Origin of the sequence: Amnibacterium flavum (genome assembly GCF_003097495.1) — a bacterium.
In the GTDB taxonomy this organism is placed as follows: Bacteria; Actinomycetota; Actinomycetes; order Actinomycetales; family Microbacteriaceae; genus Naasia; species Naasia flava.
In genome coordinates, this window is the sequence record NZ_QEOP01000004.1 from 88,834 (window position 1) to 102,997 (window position 14,164).

Genomic DNA, 14,164 nt, shown 5'->3' on the forward strand with positions numbered 1-14,164 from the left:
AGGAGCCCCCATGCCCGTTCCCCACAGCCAGGACCCCTGGACCCGTCTCACCAGCGTCCGCGGCTACGCGGCCGATGAACTCATCTCCGCACTGCAGAAGACGATCCGTCGCGGCGAGCTCAAGCTGGCCCTGCTCGTCGCCCGCGAGATGGTCGAGAGCAGCGCCGAGCTCGAGGAGATCATGTGGTCGCGACTGTGCGTCATGTCCTGCGAGGACGTCGGAGACGGCAGCTGGCGCGAACCCGTCGTCGTCAACAGCCTGTACGAGATGCACCTGCGTCTCGGCCGCGAGGCCGGCGACCGCTGGCTGTTCGCGGTGCACGCGATCCGTCTGCTCGCCACCTCGCCGAAGGACCGCACCAGCGATGAGTGGGCCAACCTGATCCTGCACGAGATCGCGACCGACCATCCGTTCGAGATCCCCGACTACGCCCTCGACGTGCACACCCGTCGCGGACAGGAGGCCGGTCGCACCGTCGACGACTTCTGGGCCGAGGGGTCGAAGATCTTCCCCGAGCGCGAGGGCCGCGACACCTCCGTCCGCGACGAGATCATCCGCATCCGCGAAGCCGGCGAGTGGCGGGCATGAATCCGCGGATCCCTCTCGTCATCGACACGGACACCGCCGCCGACGACTGCTTCGCGCTCCTCGTCGGCCTGCTCGATCCGCGCGCGGACCTGCTCGCCGTCACCATGGTCGCGGGCAACGTCGGATTCGACCAGCAGGTGCACAACGCGCTCCTCACCCTCGAGCTGGCCGGGCGCCTCGGAGAGGTACCCGTCCACCTCGGGGCTCGCGAGCCGCTCGAACGCGAGTGGCGCAGCGCGAGCGAGGTGCACGGCGACGGCGTCGGCGGGCTGCGTCGGGCGGAGACCGGCCACACCACCTCGGACGAGCACGCGGCCGATGCGCTCGTCCGTCTCGTGCGCGAGCACCGGGGCGAGCTCACGATCGTCGCGATCGGGCCGCTGACGAACATCGCGCTCGCGGTCCAGCGCGACCCCGAGTTCGCCGCCAACGTGGGTCGGCTGACCGTGATGGGTGGCTCGATCAACGGGCGCGGCAACATCACCCCCGCCGCCGAGTTCAACATCTACGTCGACCCCGAGGCCGCGCAGATCGTCTTCGACGCCGGTTTCGCGGATCTGGTCGTCGTGCCGTGGGATCCGACCACTCTGCGCGATCTCGTCTTCGACGCGGACGCGGTGGCCCGGATCGCCGCGCAGGACACCGTGCTGTCCCGGTTCTTCGTGCGCGCGAACCAGGCGACGTTCGACTTCGATCTGGGCGCGGGCCTCGCGGGATCGACCCACCCCGATTCGCTCTCGGTGCTCGTCTCGCTGGATCCGACCTTCGCGGTCTCGACGGGCCGCTACCGGGTCGATGTCGAGACCGTGGGGGAGCTCACCCGCGGCGCGACCGTATTCGACTGGAAGCCCGACGCGGTGCCGAACGCGCTCGCGATCGAGGCGGTCGATGCGTCCCGCTTCTTCTCGTACCTGTCCGAACTCCTCGCGAGCGAGCCGACCGGGGCTGTCGTCCCCGAGGCGCTGGCATGACCCCGTCCGGCGGCGCGGAGGGCCGCGCGGCGATCTGGGCCGATGTCGACACCGGAGTCGATGACGCACTCGCCCTCCTCTACCTCGCCCGCAGTCCGCGCGTCGACCTCGTCGGGGTCTCCGCGGTCGCCGGGAACGTCGATGTCGACCTCGCCCTCTCGAACACCGCCGCGGTCCTCGACGCGATCGCCGCACCCGCCGTCCCGCTGCACCGGGGGGCTGCGAAGCCGCTGCTCGGCCCCCATCGCGATGCGACGCAGTTCCACGGCCCCGGCGGGCTGGGCGCGGCCGTCCTTCCCGCGGCGCGACGGCCGATCGATCCGCGATCCGCGGTCGAGGGCCTCCGCGACGCGGTCCGCGCTCGGCCGGGCGAGATCACGCTGCTCGCGCTCGGACCCCTGACGAACGTCGCCCTGTTCCTCGCCGCCCACCCCGATGACGCCCGCGGACTGCGCCGGATCATCGCGATGACGGGCGCGCTCGACGGCGGCAACGCCACGGCGTCGGCCGAGTTCAACTGCTGGCACGATCCCGAGGCCGTGCAGATCGTGATCGAGTCGCCGATCCCCACCACGATCTTCCCGCTGGAGATGTTCGGGACGGCGACCCTGCCGCTCGCGGTCGCCGAGAACTGGAGCGACTCCGCCGAGCCCGAGCTGGCCCTCGGATCGGTCTGGCTGAAGCACTGCAGCCTCCCCGGCACGGGCACCGTGATGCTCGGAGACGCGGCCGTGGCGTGCATCACCGCGCACCCCGGCCTCGCCAAGGCCACGACCCTTCCCGTCGAGATCGACCTCGCGCCGGGCATCTCCCGCGGACGGATGGTGGCCGATCGTCGCGGCCGGATCGGCGAGCACGAGGCGCACGGCGGAGCCGCGCTCGGAACGACAGCAGAGATCGTGACCTCCGTCGACGCCGGAGCGCTCGCCGCCGAATACATCGCCGTACTCGAAGGGGCCTCGGCGCGTCCGGACCCCGCCCGCACCCCCTGACCCACGGCGGAACCGCCGCACCCGACCCGCCATCATCCTGAGGAGAACAGTGACCCAGCTCATCGTCGCCGACCACGTCTGGACCGGGGATCCGGCCAACCCCGTGCTCTCTCCCGGAGCCATCGAGATCGAGGAGGGTCGCGTGCTCTCCGTCTCGGCGGTCACGGGCGCACGTCCGAGCGGTCCCGAGGTGACGGACCTCGGTGCGAGCGTGGTGATGCCCGGCCTCGTGAACGCGCACGCGCACACCCCGATGTCGCTCATGCGCGGCGTCGCCGAAGGCGTCTCGCTGCTCACGATGGAGGGCTTCCTCGAGACCCTCCGCGCCAATGAGGAGTACCTGACGCCCGAACTGGTTCCCGCGTCGGTGGCGGTGTCCTGCGCGGACATGATCGCCCACGGCACGACCGCCTTCGCCGATCAGTACTTCTTCGCGGACGAGATCGTGCCGACGGTCCAGCAGTCGGGGCTCCGCGCGCGCATCGCCTGGGGGATCGTCGAGCTCGGCGACGACGACGCCCGCGCCCGCGAGCTGGCCGCCACGACCGCGTTCGTCGAGTCGACGCAGTCCGACGAGCTGGTGCGCGGCTGGGTGGGCCCGCACGCCTTCTTCGTCGACAACCAGCCCGACGCCATCCGGATCGAGGTCGACCTCGCGGCCCGGCTCGGCATCGGCCTGCACGCGCATTTCTCGACCTCGAGCGAGGAGGACGACTTCTGTCTCGCCGAGTACGGCCGTCCCGCCCTGCCGGTGATGCGCGAGTTCGGGCTGCTCGACCTCCCGCTGATCCTCGCCCACTGCAACACGGTGCCCGTGGACCAGCTGCCGATCCTCGCCGGGACTCGCGCGACGATGGCGGTCATCCCGTCGGTCGCGATGCAGAGCGGTGCCCCCGCCGCTCCCGTGCGCGAGGCCCTCGACGCCGGCGTCAATGTCGCGCTCGGATCCGACAACGTCTGCAACAACACCGGGGTGGACCTCTTCGAGGAGATGCGCGCACTCGGCAAGCTGGCCGCGTTCACCTCGAAGGTCCCGAATCAGGTGACCTCGCGGGAGATCCTCGAGATCGCCACCGTGCGGGGCCACCGCGCGCTCGACGGAGGAGTCGACGACGGCCGCATCGTGCCGGGTGCGGTCGCCGACCTCATCGCGATCCCCGTCGCGGCGATCCACCGCGGGCCGCGGGGCGCGCAGTCGCTCGAGTCGGCGCTCGTCTACTGCACCTCCGGAGCGTCGGTCAGTCACACGATGGTCGCCGGGCGCTGGCTCATGGCCGACGGAGTGGTGCAGACCATCGACGCCCCGGCGGCGCTGGCCCGTCAGCAGACGGACTGGGACACGCTCAGCGGCAGACGCCTCGTAGCGGAAGCCGTCTCCATCTGAGCGCCGCCCCCTCCCTCCCCACGCGGATACACCGGGCACGAACGCACGTTCCGGCGCACGCATCTGTCCGGAACGGACGTATTCGGCCGTACCCGGCACGCCCGATGCGTCTGTAGCGGGAGATTCCCGCCCGGGGATCAGCGCACCGCCCCGCGTGGGTAGAGTTGGCGCCGCCTGAAGGAGGACATCCGATGAGCCGCATGCAGTCCCGTCGACCGCTGGCGGAGGTCCCCGCGTGACCGTCGTCGTCATCGCCGCGATGCGCGAGGAGGCGAGTGCAGTCGCAGCTCTCGCCGACAGCATCGAGTCCGAGGTCGAAACGCCGACCGGCGTCGTCTGGACGGGATTCATCGACGGCGAGGCGCTGCTCGTCGTGCAGAGCGGGGTGGGCCTCGTGAACGCCGCGAGCGCGGCTACCGCCGTCCTCGAGAGCCTCGATCTCACCGAGCCCGTCACCGTCATCAGCGCCGGAAGCGCCGGGGGAGTGGGCGACACGGTGTCGGTCGGCGATGTCGTCGTCGCCGCAGCGACGCTGCACGGCGACGCCGACGCACGCGCCTTCGGCTACGCGCTCGGCCAGGTGCCCGGCATGCCGGCACGGTACGACGCCCCGGACGGTCTCGTCCGCGCGGCGAGCAACGCCATCGCGGGCGCCGGGTATCCGACGCACAGCGGCGTCGTCGTCTCGACCGACTCGTTCGTCGCGCCGGTGAGGGCGCGCAGCATCCGCGACAACTTCGCGGGAACGCTGGCGGTCGACATGGAGTCCGCCGCGATCGCCCAGGTCGCCTACCGCTACCAGGTGCCGTTCATCTCGGTGCGGGCGATCTCCGACCTCGCCGATCAGGAGACCGGCGACGTGTTCGACGCCAACATCGACGATGCGGCAGCGCGCTCGGCGCACGTCGTGGTCTCGATCATCCGGGGCCTCTACCTGGAGGACGAGTCGAGCGGCGCCTGAGCCCTCGCGGGTCGAGCCGAGGTCCTACTCCGCGAGCAGAGCCTTGATCTCGGCGAGGTCGAGCGGCTGGGTCGCGGTCGGGTCGATGATGTCGGCTGCGTTCTCGGGCATGCGGTCCACGGGTGCTCCTCTACAAGGCTCGTCGGAGAAGGGGTTACCGACGACCAGGCGGAACGCTACCCGCAGCAGATCGGAAAAACCCTGTGACCTCGCCGGGTGCGTCCCGACCTCGTGCGTGGCGGCGGCTGGACGCCAATTGGGTGCCCGTCCGCGAGACACCCCGGACGGTTTCGGCGTTTCTTCACGGCGCAGACCTAGGGTGGCACTATGTGGCGTGCAGACAAGAGAAGTGACGAATCGGAGCTGAGCTCCGTGCCGGTCGCATCGCTCGCAGCCGCAGTGACGGCTGCTCACAACATCAGCGTCGGAGACCCTCGATTGACCCCTGTCAACGTCGCAGAACCGGTCTGGGACAAGTGGCGCGCCGAGCTCGCGAAGGTCGGCGGAGTGTCCCCGCTCCTGCACCTCGTCGATTCGCCCCGCACCCGCATCGAACTCAGTGCCACCCACCCGGGAGGCCTCGCCCAGTTCATCACCGGCAAGGCGACGCTGCTGTCGAGCCTCGTCCGCGATGACATCGCCTTCCGCGCCGCGAGCATCGCCGCGTCGAACATGACCGCGAAGGGCATCGAGCTCAGCTCGAGTCGTGGCATCGACTCCATCCACCTCGCCATCGGCATCGCCGAATGGAAGTTCGAGAAGAAGGAGTACCGCGCACCGCTGCTCCTGCGTCCGATGACGCTGCGCCGCTACGGCAAGGACTTCGAGCTGCGCCTCAAGGGCGCCCCGTTCCTCAACCCCGCACTGGCCCGCGCCCTGCACGAGCAGTTCCAGATCACGCTCGACCCGCGCGCGTTCGTCGCGCTCGCCGGGTCGAACGACCAGTTCAAGCCGCAGCCGGTGATCGACCGCCTCCGCGGTCTCACCTCGCACATCAGCTGGTTCAGCGTGCAGCCGCGTCTCGTCGCCTCCTCGTTCGCCGAGGTCGCGCCGCGGATGCTCGCCGACGCCCGCAAGCTCGATCACCCGATCATCGATGCGCTCGCCGGCAACCCGACCGCGCGCTGGACGATCTCGGAGTCGTACACGGCGGCCGAACCGGTCGCTCAGGACCACCGTCCTCCCGCGAGCGACAATCTGCTGCTCGACGCCGACTCCGAGCAGGAGGTCGCGATCGCGCAGATCGCGGCCGGCAACTCGGTCGTCGTGAAGACACTCCCCGGCACCGGCGGAACCCAGACGATCGTCAACGCCCTCGGCTGCCTCGTCGCCCAGCACAAGCGGGTGCTGGTCGTCAGCGCGCGGCACGCGACCCTCAAGGCCGTGAGCGCGCGCTTCGCCGAGGTCGGCCTGCCGGGCGTCGCCATCTCGCCGCGCACGGTTCGCCGCGACATCATCCAGGCCATCAGTCGCAACGAGAAGGCCCAGGCCATGAGCTCGGCCGACGTCGACGATGCGCTGCTGCGTCTGCGTCACGTCCTGCTCGACTACCGGGGGGCGCTCACCCGTCAGGATCCGGTCCTCGGCATCTCCGCTCTCGACGCCCTCGCCGAACTCGCGCGCCTCGCCCTGCTTCCCGACGCCCCGCAGACCACCTCCCGACTGACGGACCGCGCCATCGAGGCCCTCGCGACCGACCGCGCGGGTGCCGCCGAGTCGCTCGTGCGCGCCGCGGCTCTCGGCGAGTTCCGCTACGGCCCGGGCGATTCGCCCTGGTACGGCGCCAACTTCACGACCTCCCGTGCCGCGAGCGATGTCCACGGCATCGCGCGACGACTGCACGAGAACGAGCTGCCGCGCCTGCTCGACCGGGCCAACGAGCTGGTCGGCAAGACCCGTCTCCGCCCCTTCGACACCATCGCCGAGCTCGGCATCTACCTGCGCCTGCTCCTCGACATCCGCGAGACGCTCGACCGGTTCCAGCCTGTCGTGTTCGACCGCTCGCTCGGCGAGCTCATCGCGGCGACCGGCCCGCGGCGCGAGGCCGAGGCCATGAGCGGCGGCAACCGTCGTCGTCTGAAGAAGCTCGCCCGGGAGTACGTCCGACCCGGAGTGCACGTCGCCGACCTGCACGAGGCTCTCGTGCGCATCCAGCAGCAGCGCGTGCTCTACCAGCGCTTCGTGACCGCCGGTGTGACCCCCGAGATCCCCGTCGGAATCGCCGATGTGCAGCTCGCCTACCAGCGCCTGTCCACCGACCTCGCCGCGATTGACGAGCCTCTCGGCCAGACCGCGAGCGCGACCGCTCTCAGCCAGCTCCTGATCCCCGAGCTGCAGCAGCGCCTCGAGGCCCTCGCCGCCGACTCCGAGGTGCTCGACAACCTGCAGGAGCGCACCGCGCTCATGAGCACGCTCCGCTCGCTCGACCTCGATCCCCTCCTCGACGATCTCTCCCGCCGTCACGTGCCCGAGCATCGGGTCGCCATCGAACTCGAACTTGCGTGGTGGACCTCGGCGCTCGAGCGGATGTTGCGTACCGACCGCGCACTGCTCGGTGGCAACACCCAGGTGCTCGACCGGCTCGAGGCCGACTTCCGGCTTGTCGACGAGGCGCACGCCGCCGGGAGCGCACCTCAGCTCGCCTGGGCTCTCGCCGAGGCCTGGCGGATCGGCGTGGTCGACTGGCCGCAGGAGGCCGACGCTCTCAAGCGGGTGCTGAAGGCGGAGCAGGCGGACGCGAACTCCCTGCACCGCGCGGCGCCGCACCTGTCCCGGCTCGTCGCCCCCGTCTGGCTGACCTCGCCGTACGAGGTCGAAGCGATCTCCGACGAGATCCCCTTCGACGCCGTGTTCGTGCTGGACGCCGGATCCGTCAGCGTCGCCGAGTCGCTGGGCGCGATCCGTCGTGGACGTCAGACCGTCCTCTTCGGCGACCCCGTCACGCAGACGCCGACCGATTTCTCGATCGGCGTCAAAGACCTGAGCGCCCACCCCGACGCACCACTGCACGAGCAGAACGAGCTCGACGCCCGCCACAACGACTCGGCACTCGCCCGGCTCGGCGAGCTGCTGCCGACACTCGAACTGACCCGCAGCTACCGCGCCGGCGGACAGGACCTCGTCGAGCTCGTCAACCGGCGCTTCTACGGCGGCAAGATCCAGTCGATGCCGTGGGCCGGAACCTTCCTCGGCCGCGGCAGCCTGGTGCTCGACTACATCCGCGACGGGGGAGCCCTTCCCGACGCCGAGACCGGCACCGTCGAGAGCGTGGACGCCGAGGTCATCCGCGTCGTGGACCTCGTGCTCGACCACGCGATCAACCGGCCCAAGGAGTCGCTCCTCGTCGTCACGGCGAGCCAGCGTCACGCGGTCCGCGTGCAGCAGGCGGTACTCCGCGCGGTTGCCCGCCGCACCGAGGTCACCGACTTCTTCCTCCGCGAGCAGTCCGAGCCCTTCATGGTCGTGACGCTCGAGCAGGCCGTCGCGCTCAGTCGCGACCGGGTCATCTTCTCCGTCGGCTACGGTCGCACCCCTCACGGCCGACTGCTGTCGAACTTCGGTTCGCTCGGCCAGCCGGGCGGCGATCGTCTGCTCGCCGCGGCTGTCACCCGTGCCCGCCGTTCGCTCGTGATCGTGTCCTGCTTCCGCCCCGAGGACATCACCTCCGAGCGGGTCGGCCACGGTGTGCTCGCGCTCGGTGAGATCCTCGCCGAGGCCGAGGCGCGCATCTCGCAGGACCCGATCCCCGACGACAGCGACGCCATGCTCGTCGACCTGTCCCGCAGGCTCGAAGCGCTCGGACTCGAGACGGCGCTCGGCTACCGCGGCAGGGTCGCTCTCGTGGCGTCGTATCAGGGCAAGGCGATCGCCATCGAGACCGACGGCATCGTCGGCGGCATGAGCCTCCGCGAGTCTTTGCGACTGCGACCCGAGATGCTGAAGCGTCTCGGCTGGCACTACCTGCGCGTGCACAGCTTCGAGCTCTTCGCCGACCCTGAGTCGGTCGCGCGCAAGATCGCCATCGCTCTCGGCGCGGTGCACCTCGCGCCCAAGACCGAAGCGATCCCCGTCATCGCGGGCTGAGATGGCCGAACGCAAGTCCCGGCGCGTCCGCACAGAGCCGGTGCCCGGAAGCGATCCGACTCCTCAGCTGCCGCAGCAGGTGGTCAAGGCGTCCGAGGATGCCGACGAGGGGTGGGGTGGACAGCCCTCCCGCGGATCGAAATCGGGCAACGAGGAGCAGCTCCTGCGGGACAAACCGCCCCACTACTGACGCCGACCTGCCCAATTCGGGCAGTGCGCGCGCGCTCTAACTCCCCGAAGCGGGCAGTTCGCGGGAGCCGTTCCGGATCCGGTAGCTGATCAGGAACAGGATCAGCCCGAGAAGGGTCGACGCGGCACCCGCGATCGGGAGTGCTGCCGGCCCACCCAGTGCGAGCGCGGCGTTGCCGAGGGGCGGCGCGATGGCGATGCCGATGTACATGGCCGTCGAGTACCACGACAGGGTCACCCCCGCCGATTCCGGGTCGACGCCCACGAGTCGGTGCTGGACCGGGACGGCGATCGCGAAGGCGGCGAAGCCCCAGACCGCGAAGACAACAATCGTCGCAGCGAACGACCACTCGACGAAGGTCAGCACGATGAGCGACGCGATCTGACCGCTGAGACCGATGATGGCAGCGCGTCGACTGCCGAGGCGGTCGGTGGCGGGGCCCGCGGCGAGGTTGCCGAACACGCCGGCGATTCCGTAGCTCAGCAGGAGCACCGCGAGGAGAGCACCGGAGCCGCCGGTCGAGGGTTCGGTCACGGCGGAGCTGAAGATGTAGACGACGTTGAAGCCGGCGACCATGAGCAGCGTCGTGCCGAGCGGAGCGAGGATGCGCCGATCCGCCAGCGGCGCGAGGCGTCGGCGGAACGAGACGGGATGGCCGATCGGGAGCCCGCGCACCACGAGCGGAACCGCGACGGCGAGGACCACGGCGATACCGACGAGCGCCCACAGTGGGACGCGCCAGCCGGCCGAGCCGCCGAGGAGTGTGCCGAAGGGGGAGCCGACCGCGGTGGCGAGCGTGAAGCCGGCGCCGACGATCGCGAGGGCGCGGCCGCGCTTCTCGGGCGGGGCGAGGGAGGCCGCGGATGCGGTGGCGGTCGGCACCAGGGCGGCTGCGCCGAGACCCGACAGGGTGCGGCCCGCGATGAAGAGCCCGATCGAGTCGCTGGACGCGGCGAGTGCCCCGCCGATCGCGAACACGATGAGGCCCGCCGACATGAGGAGCGAGCGCGGAACCCGCGCCAGGACGATCGATACCACCGGCGAGGCGACTGCCACCACGAGCGAGTACGAGGTGATCGAGTAGCTGACATCGGTCGGCGTGGCGCCGAGCGTGTCCGCGATATCGGGAAGCAGGCCGGCGATCACGAATGCGTTGGTTCCGGCGACGAAGAGCCCGAACCCCAGCAGGGCCAGCTTCAGGGTTGAACCCTGATAGGATTGTTTGATCGACGTCATACCGTGAAAGTACGACATCGTTTGATAGTTGTCAAACTAACCAGGATGACCATGTCTCTCGACTACCCCGCTCCCGACATCACGGATGTGCAGCTCGTCGACGTGCTGGGCGCACTCGCCGACCCTATCCGACTGCAGATCGTGCGCGTGCTGGCCGACGGCGAACCGCATTCGAAGAGCGCACCCGACTGGGGTTTCGACGTCCACAAGTCGACGCTGTCGCACCACTTCAAGGCGCTGCGCGAGGCCGGAGTCACCCTCACCATCGTGAACGGGCGGACCCACGCCATCCAGTTGCGTCGGGCCGAGCTCGACGAGAGGTTCCCCGGGCTGGTCGACGCGCTGGTCGCTTCGGCCCCGTCCGCCTGAGCCCTTCGTTTCGCTCCGCTCAACGGGCGGGCGGGTGGTGGGCCCTTCGTTTCGACGAGCTCAACGGGCGGGCGGGTGCTGAGCCCTTCGTTTCGACGGGCTCAACGGGCGGGCGGGTGGTGGGCCCTTCGTTTCGACGAGCTCAACGGGCGGGGCGGAGCCGCTCATTGAGCCCGTCGAAATACGCGGGGTCTTACGACCGCTGAGGTCAGGCGTTCTTCGCCGGGTCGTCTTCGACGACAGCGTGCTTGCCTGTCGCGCCGAGCGCCAGATCGGCGTCGGCGCGCGCGGCCAGCAGGTCACGGATCTCCGTGAGCAGTTCGGCCTCGGTCGGCGGGACGTTGGCGGGCAGCTCATCCTCCTGCTTCTTCTTGCGGGAGAAGGCGAGCTTGGTCACGTGGTTGACCGGAAGCACGATCGCGAAGTACACGACCGCGGCGACGATGACGAAGTTGAGGACCGCGGCGAGCGCGGCGCCGAAGAGCAGGTCCGCCTCCCCGCCCGAGATCGTCGGAATGGTCACGACGAGGGCTTCGTTGAGGCTGGCCGCGTTGAAGACGGCTCCGATCAACGGGTTGATGATGCTGGTGACGATCGCGGTGACGATCGCCGTGAACGCGGTTCCGATGACCACCGCGACAGCGAGGTCGATCACGTTGCCGCGCAGGATGAACTCGCGGAAACCCCTCAGGACTCCGCCTTTGCCGTCGCTCATGCCGCCGACCCTCCTCCTGTTGTTGCCGGCTTGCTCGCCGGCGCTGAACTGGTCGAACCCGAATTCGACGAGTCGGACGAGCTCTTCGAGCCGCCGTCGCTCGACGAGCTGGAGCTGGACGAGCTGGACGAGCTGGAGCTCGACGAGCTGGAGCCGCCTGACTTGCCGCCCGCGCGCGAGTCGGTGCGGTAGAACCCCGAACCGTTGAAGGTCACGCCGACCGGCGAGAAGACCTTGCGCAGCGGCTGGCCGCACACCTCGCAAGTGGTCAGGGAGTCGTCGGTGAACGACTGCACGATGTCGAACGCGTTGTCGCAGCTCGTGCACTTGTAAGAGTAGGTAGGCATGTCTCTCTCTCCCCGATCCGGATGCTGCCGGGTCAGGTGCGATCAGCGGTGAAGCGAAGGGTGCGCGTCGGCGTGACGGCGCCGTCGACCGGTTGGTCGTGGCGCTCACGCGGGACCTCGTCGAGGACTTCGGTGTCGAAGACTACCGCGTAGACGGGAGGGCAGTTCTCCATGGAACCGAGGGTCTTGTCGAAGTATCCGCGACCCCAGCCGAGCCGCACACCCCGCTTGTCGACGCACGCCGCGGGCACGATGATCAGGTCGACGTCGTTGATCGCGGTGGGGGCGAGGAGCTCGCCGACCGGCTCGGGCATGCCGAACAGTCCCACCTCTTCGTCGTCACCCGCCGCGATCGCCCAGTCGAGCAGACCGTCGACCCGGGCGATGGGGAGGAGGGCGCGGATGCCCTGCTCGTCGGCCCAGCGGAGGAACCCGCGGGTGTCGGGTTCGTCGGTCGCACTGAGGTAGCACGAGACGGATTTCGCGCCGACGGACTGGGCGAGAGCGATGAGTCGCTCGGTGATCCCCGCCGCTGTCGCAGAGCGTTCGGTCGAGGTGAAGTTGCGGCGACGTTCGCGCAGCTCCGCGCGCAACGCCCTCTTCTGGGGGCTCAGGTCCGCCGGCATACAGACGATTTTAGGTGTTCCGTCCGGCTACCCTTGCCGAATGGCTCACCACATCACCAAGGCAGTGATCCCTGCCGCCGGTCTCGGCACCCGATTCCTGCCCGCAACCAAGGCGATGCCGAAGGAGATGCTCCCGGTCGTCGACAAGCCGGCCATCCAGTACGTGGTCGAAGAGGCGGCCGCCGCCGGTCTTCACGACGTGCTCATGATCACGGGGCGCAACAAGAACGCGCTCGAGAACCACTTCGACCGTGTCGCCGAGCTCGAGGCCACTCTCGAGGCGAAGGGCGACCTCGCCAAGCTGGAGCGGGTCAACGAGTCGACCGACATCGCCGACATGCACTACGTGCGCCAGGGCGACCCGAAGGGTCTCGGCCACGCGGTGCTCCGCGCCAAGATGCACGTCGGCCACGAGCCGTTCGCGGTCCTCCTCGGTGACGACCTCATCGATGCCCGCGACCCCCTTCTCACCCGCATGATCGAGGAGCAGGGCAAGCGCAACGCGACGATCGTCGCGCTCCTCGAGGTCGACCCGTCCCAGATCCACCTGTACGGCGCCGCGGCGGTCGAGACGACCGACGAGGACGACGTGGTGAAGATCACGGGCCTGGTCGAGAAGCCCTCGCCCGAGTCGGCCCCGTCCAACTACGCCATCATCGGCCGCTACGTGCTGCGCCCCGAGGTCTTCGAGGTTCTCGAGAACACGCCTCCTGGCAAGGGCAACGAGATCCAGCTGACCGACGCGCTGCAGACCCTCGCCGCCGACGACTCGAAGGGCGGCGTCTACGGCGTCATCTTCCGTGGACGCCGGTACGACACCGGTGACAAGATCGACTACATCAAGGCGATCGTCCAGCTGGCGTCGGAGCGAACCGATCTCGCACCCGAGCTCAACCCCTGGCTGAAGAACTTCGTCTCGACTCTCGACTGACGTAGAACCTCTCCAGACCTTTTCAGCGAAAGCGGCGGCGCACGTGGCCATCATTCCGACCCTGCGTCAGGGGCGCACGACGATCCGACCCATCAGGTTGAAGGATGCGCGCGAGCTCGAGCGAGAGCTGCTCGACAACCGCGGCTGGTTGCGTCAGTGGGAGGCGACGAATCCGCGCGGGCCGATGAGCTTCGACACGCGCTCGAGCATCCGGGCGCTGCAGAGCAACGCGCGCAGCGGTCAGGGTCTCCCGTTCGTCATCGAGGTCGACGGCGCGCTCGCCGGCCAGCTGAACGTGTCCGGCATCGCCTGGGGATCGACCTCGTCGGCGTCGATCGGCTACTGGATCGGCGAACGGTTCGCGGGCGCCGGTGCGACCCCGACCGGAGTTGCCCTCGCCACCGATTACTGCTTCCAGCAGCTCGGCCTGCACCGCATCGAGATCTGCATCCGTCCCGAGAACGCGAAGTCGTTGCGGGTCGTCGAGAAGCTCGGGTTCCGCTACGAGGGCTTGCGGCGTCGCTTCATCCACATCAACGGCGACTGGCGTGATCACTTCTGCTTCGCGCTCGTGTCGGAGGAGATCCCCGAGGGCGTCATGGAGCGGTGGACGCGCGGCCTCGTGCCCGCCGACGCGGCGGAGATCCCCGAGCGGGACCGCCTCGCCGCCAATGAGACCTTCCCTCCGCGCTGACCTCGGCGCTCGTTCTCACAGTTCACTGACGGGGCCGCGCGACGCGCCGGATTCCGGGTGAAATTGTCGCTTCCGC

The 14,164-nt window shown here is 69.5% G+C and carries 14 protein-coding genes; 10 read left to right on the plus strand and 4 right to left on the minus strand.

Translation table 11 applies throughout. The features are described from left to right. Positions 1–10 precede the first annotated feature (10 nt). The 7 genes from DDQ50_RS15610 to DDQ50_RS15640 all read left to right on the plus strand — a co-directional run bounded on the left by DDQ50_RS15610 (position 11) and on the right by DDQ50_RS15640 (position 9,170). A complete protein-coding gene (locus DDQ50_RS15610; protein ID WP_116757730.1) occupies positions 11–589 on the plus strand; it encodes an AAA family ATPase in 579 nt (192 codons plus the stop codon). Next, entirely contained in the window at positions 586–1,560 is a 975-nt protein-coding gene (locus DDQ50_RS15615) for a nucleoside hydrolase (protein ID WP_116757803.1), read from the plus strand. Before DDQ50_RS15610 ends, DDQ50_RS15615 begins: the two co-directional genes overlap by 4 nt. After that, positions 1,557–2,552, plus strand: a complete 996-nt coding sequence (locus DDQ50_RS15620; RefSeq protein WP_116757731.1) for a nucleoside hydrolase — start codon at positions 1,557–1,559, stop codon at positions 2,550–2,552. Before DDQ50_RS15615 ends, DDQ50_RS15620 begins: the two co-directional genes overlap by 4 nt. Before the next feature lie 49 nt (positions 2,553–2,601). After that, the gene (locus DDQ50_RS15625; protein WP_116757732.1) at positions 2,602–3,936 is read left to right on the plus strand and encodes an amidohydrolase family protein; all 1,335 of its coding nucleotides are present in this window, start codon (positions 2,602–2,604) and stop codon (positions 3,934–3,936) included. A 235-nt stretch (positions 3,937–4,171) separates the two neighbouring features. Further along, on the plus strand, positions 4,172–4,897 hold the full coding sequence (locus DDQ50_RS15630; RefSeq protein WP_116757733.1) for a 5'-methylthioadenosine/adenosylhomocysteine nucleosidase: 726 nt from the start codon (positions 4,172–4,174) through the stop codon (positions 4,895–4,897). 327 nt (positions 4,898–5,224) lie between these two features. Beyond that, positions 5,225–8,980 (plus strand): DUF4011 domain-containing protein, encoded by a 3,756-nt coding sequence (locus DDQ50_RS15635; protein ID WP_116757734.1) that lies wholly within the window; start codon positions 5,225–5,227, stop codon positions 8,978–8,980. Between the two features lies 1 nt (position 8,981). After that, entirely contained in the window at positions 8,982–9,170 is a 189-nt protein-coding gene (locus DDQ50_RS15640) for a hypothetical protein (protein WP_116757735.1), read from the plus strand. Between the two features lie 36 nt (positions 9,171–9,206). Here DDQ50_RS15640 and DDQ50_RS15645 read toward each other — a convergent pair whose 3' ends face one another. After that, on the minus strand, positions 9,207–10,406 hold the full coding sequence (locus DDQ50_RS15645; protein WP_116757736.1) for an MFS transporter: 1,200 nt from the start codon (positions 10,404–10,406) through the stop codon (positions 9,207–9,209). A 45-nt stretch (positions 10,407–10,451) separates the two neighbouring features. Between DDQ50_RS15645 and DDQ50_RS15650 the strand changes: the two genes are divergently transcribed. Further along, positions 10,452–10,775, plus strand: coding sequence for an ArsR/SmtB family transcription factor (locus DDQ50_RS15650; RefSeq protein ID WP_116757737.1), 324 nt, complete (start codon positions 10,452–10,454; stop codon positions 10,773–10,775). A 208-nt stretch (positions 10,776–10,983) separates the two neighbouring features. Here the strand turns inward: DDQ50_RS15650 and mscL are convergent, their stop codons facing one another. From mscL to DDQ50_RS15665, 3 genes are read right to left on the minus strand one after another with little or no spacing between them, the layout of a single operon-like run. Further along, positions 10,984–11,490, minus strand: coding sequence for a large conductance mechanosensitive channel protein MscL (gene mscL, locus DDQ50_RS15655; protein WP_338065167.1), 507 nt, complete (start codon positions 11,488–11,490; stop codon positions 10,984–10,986). Further along, positions 11,487–11,837, minus strand: a complete 351-nt coding sequence (locus tag DDQ50_RS15660) for an FmdB family zinc ribbon protein (RefSeq protein ID WP_116757738.1) — start codon at positions 11,835–11,837, stop codon at positions 11,487–11,489. Before DDQ50_RS15660 ends, mscL begins: the two co-directional genes overlap by 4 nt. A gap of 32 nt (positions 11,838–11,869) precedes the next feature. Further along, positions 11,870–12,463 (minus strand): 5-formyltetrahydrofolate cyclo-ligase, encoded by a 594-nt coding sequence (locus DDQ50_RS15665; protein WP_116757739.1) that lies wholly within the window; start codon positions 12,461–12,463, stop codon positions 11,870–11,872. 40 nt (positions 12,464–12,503) lie between these two features. Between DDQ50_RS15665 and galU the strand changes: the two genes are divergently transcribed. Both galU and DDQ50_RS15675 read left to right on the plus strand, forming a co-directional pair. Next, a complete protein-coding gene (gene galU, locus DDQ50_RS15670) occupies positions 12,504–13,394 on the plus strand; it encodes a UTP--glucose-1-phosphate uridylyltransferase GalU (RefSeq protein WP_116757740.1) in 891 nt (296 codons plus the stop codon). A gap of 43 nt (positions 13,395–13,437) precedes the next feature. Next, positions 13,438–14,088 (plus strand): GNAT family N-acetyltransferase, encoded by a 651-nt coding sequence (locus DDQ50_RS15675; RefSeq protein WP_116757741.1) that lies wholly within the window; start codon positions 13,438–13,440, stop codon positions 14,086–14,088. Positions 14,089–14,164: the final 76 nt, after the last annotated feature.

Excerpts from the sequence above, each read along its gene's own strand:
- DDQ50_RS15610 (WP_116757730.1), top strand. The coding sequence starts at position 11 with ATGCCCGTTCCCCACAGCCAGGACCCCTGGACCCGTCTCACCAGCGTC.
- DDQ50_RS15615 (WP_116757803.1), top strand. The coding sequence starts at position 586 with ATGAATCCGCGGATCCCTCTCGTCATCGACACGGACACCGCCGCCGAC.
- DDQ50_RS15620 (WP_116757731.1), top strand. The coding sequence starts at position 1,557 with ATGACCCCGTCCGGCGGCGCGGAGGGCCGCGCGGCGATCTGGGCCGAT.
- DDQ50_RS15635 (WP_116757734.1), top strand. The coding sequence starts at position 5,225 with ATGTGGCGTGCAGACAAGAGAAGTGACGAATCGGAGCTGAGCTCCGTG.
- DDQ50_RS15640 (WP_116757735.1), top strand. The coding sequence starts at position 8,982 with ATGGCCGAACGCAAGTCCCGGCGCGTCCGCACAGAGCCGGTGCCCGGA.
- DDQ50_RS15645 (WP_116757736.1), bottom strand. The coding sequence starts at position 10,406 with ATGACGTCGATCAAACAATCCTATCAGGGTTCAACCCTGAAGCTGGCC.
- DDQ50_RS15650 (WP_116757737.1), top strand. The coding sequence starts at position 10,452 with ATGACCATGTCTCTCGACTACCCCGCTCCCGACATCACGGATGTGCAG.
- mscL (WP_338065167.1), bottom strand. The coding sequence starts at position 11,490 with ATGAGCGACGGCAAAGGCGGAGTCCTGAGGGGTTTCCGCGAGTTCATC.
- DDQ50_RS15660 (WP_116757738.1), bottom strand. The coding sequence starts at position 11,837 with ATGCCTACCTACTCTTACAAGTGCACGAGCTGCGACAACGCGTTCGAC.
- DDQ50_RS15665 (WP_116757739.1), bottom strand. The coding sequence starts at position 12,463 with ATGCCGGCGGACCTGAGCCCCCAGAAGAGGGCGTTGCGCGCGGAGCTG.
- galU (WP_116757740.1), top strand. The coding sequence starts at position 12,504 with ATGGCTCACCACATCACCAAGGCAGTGATCCCTGCCGCCGGTCTCGGC.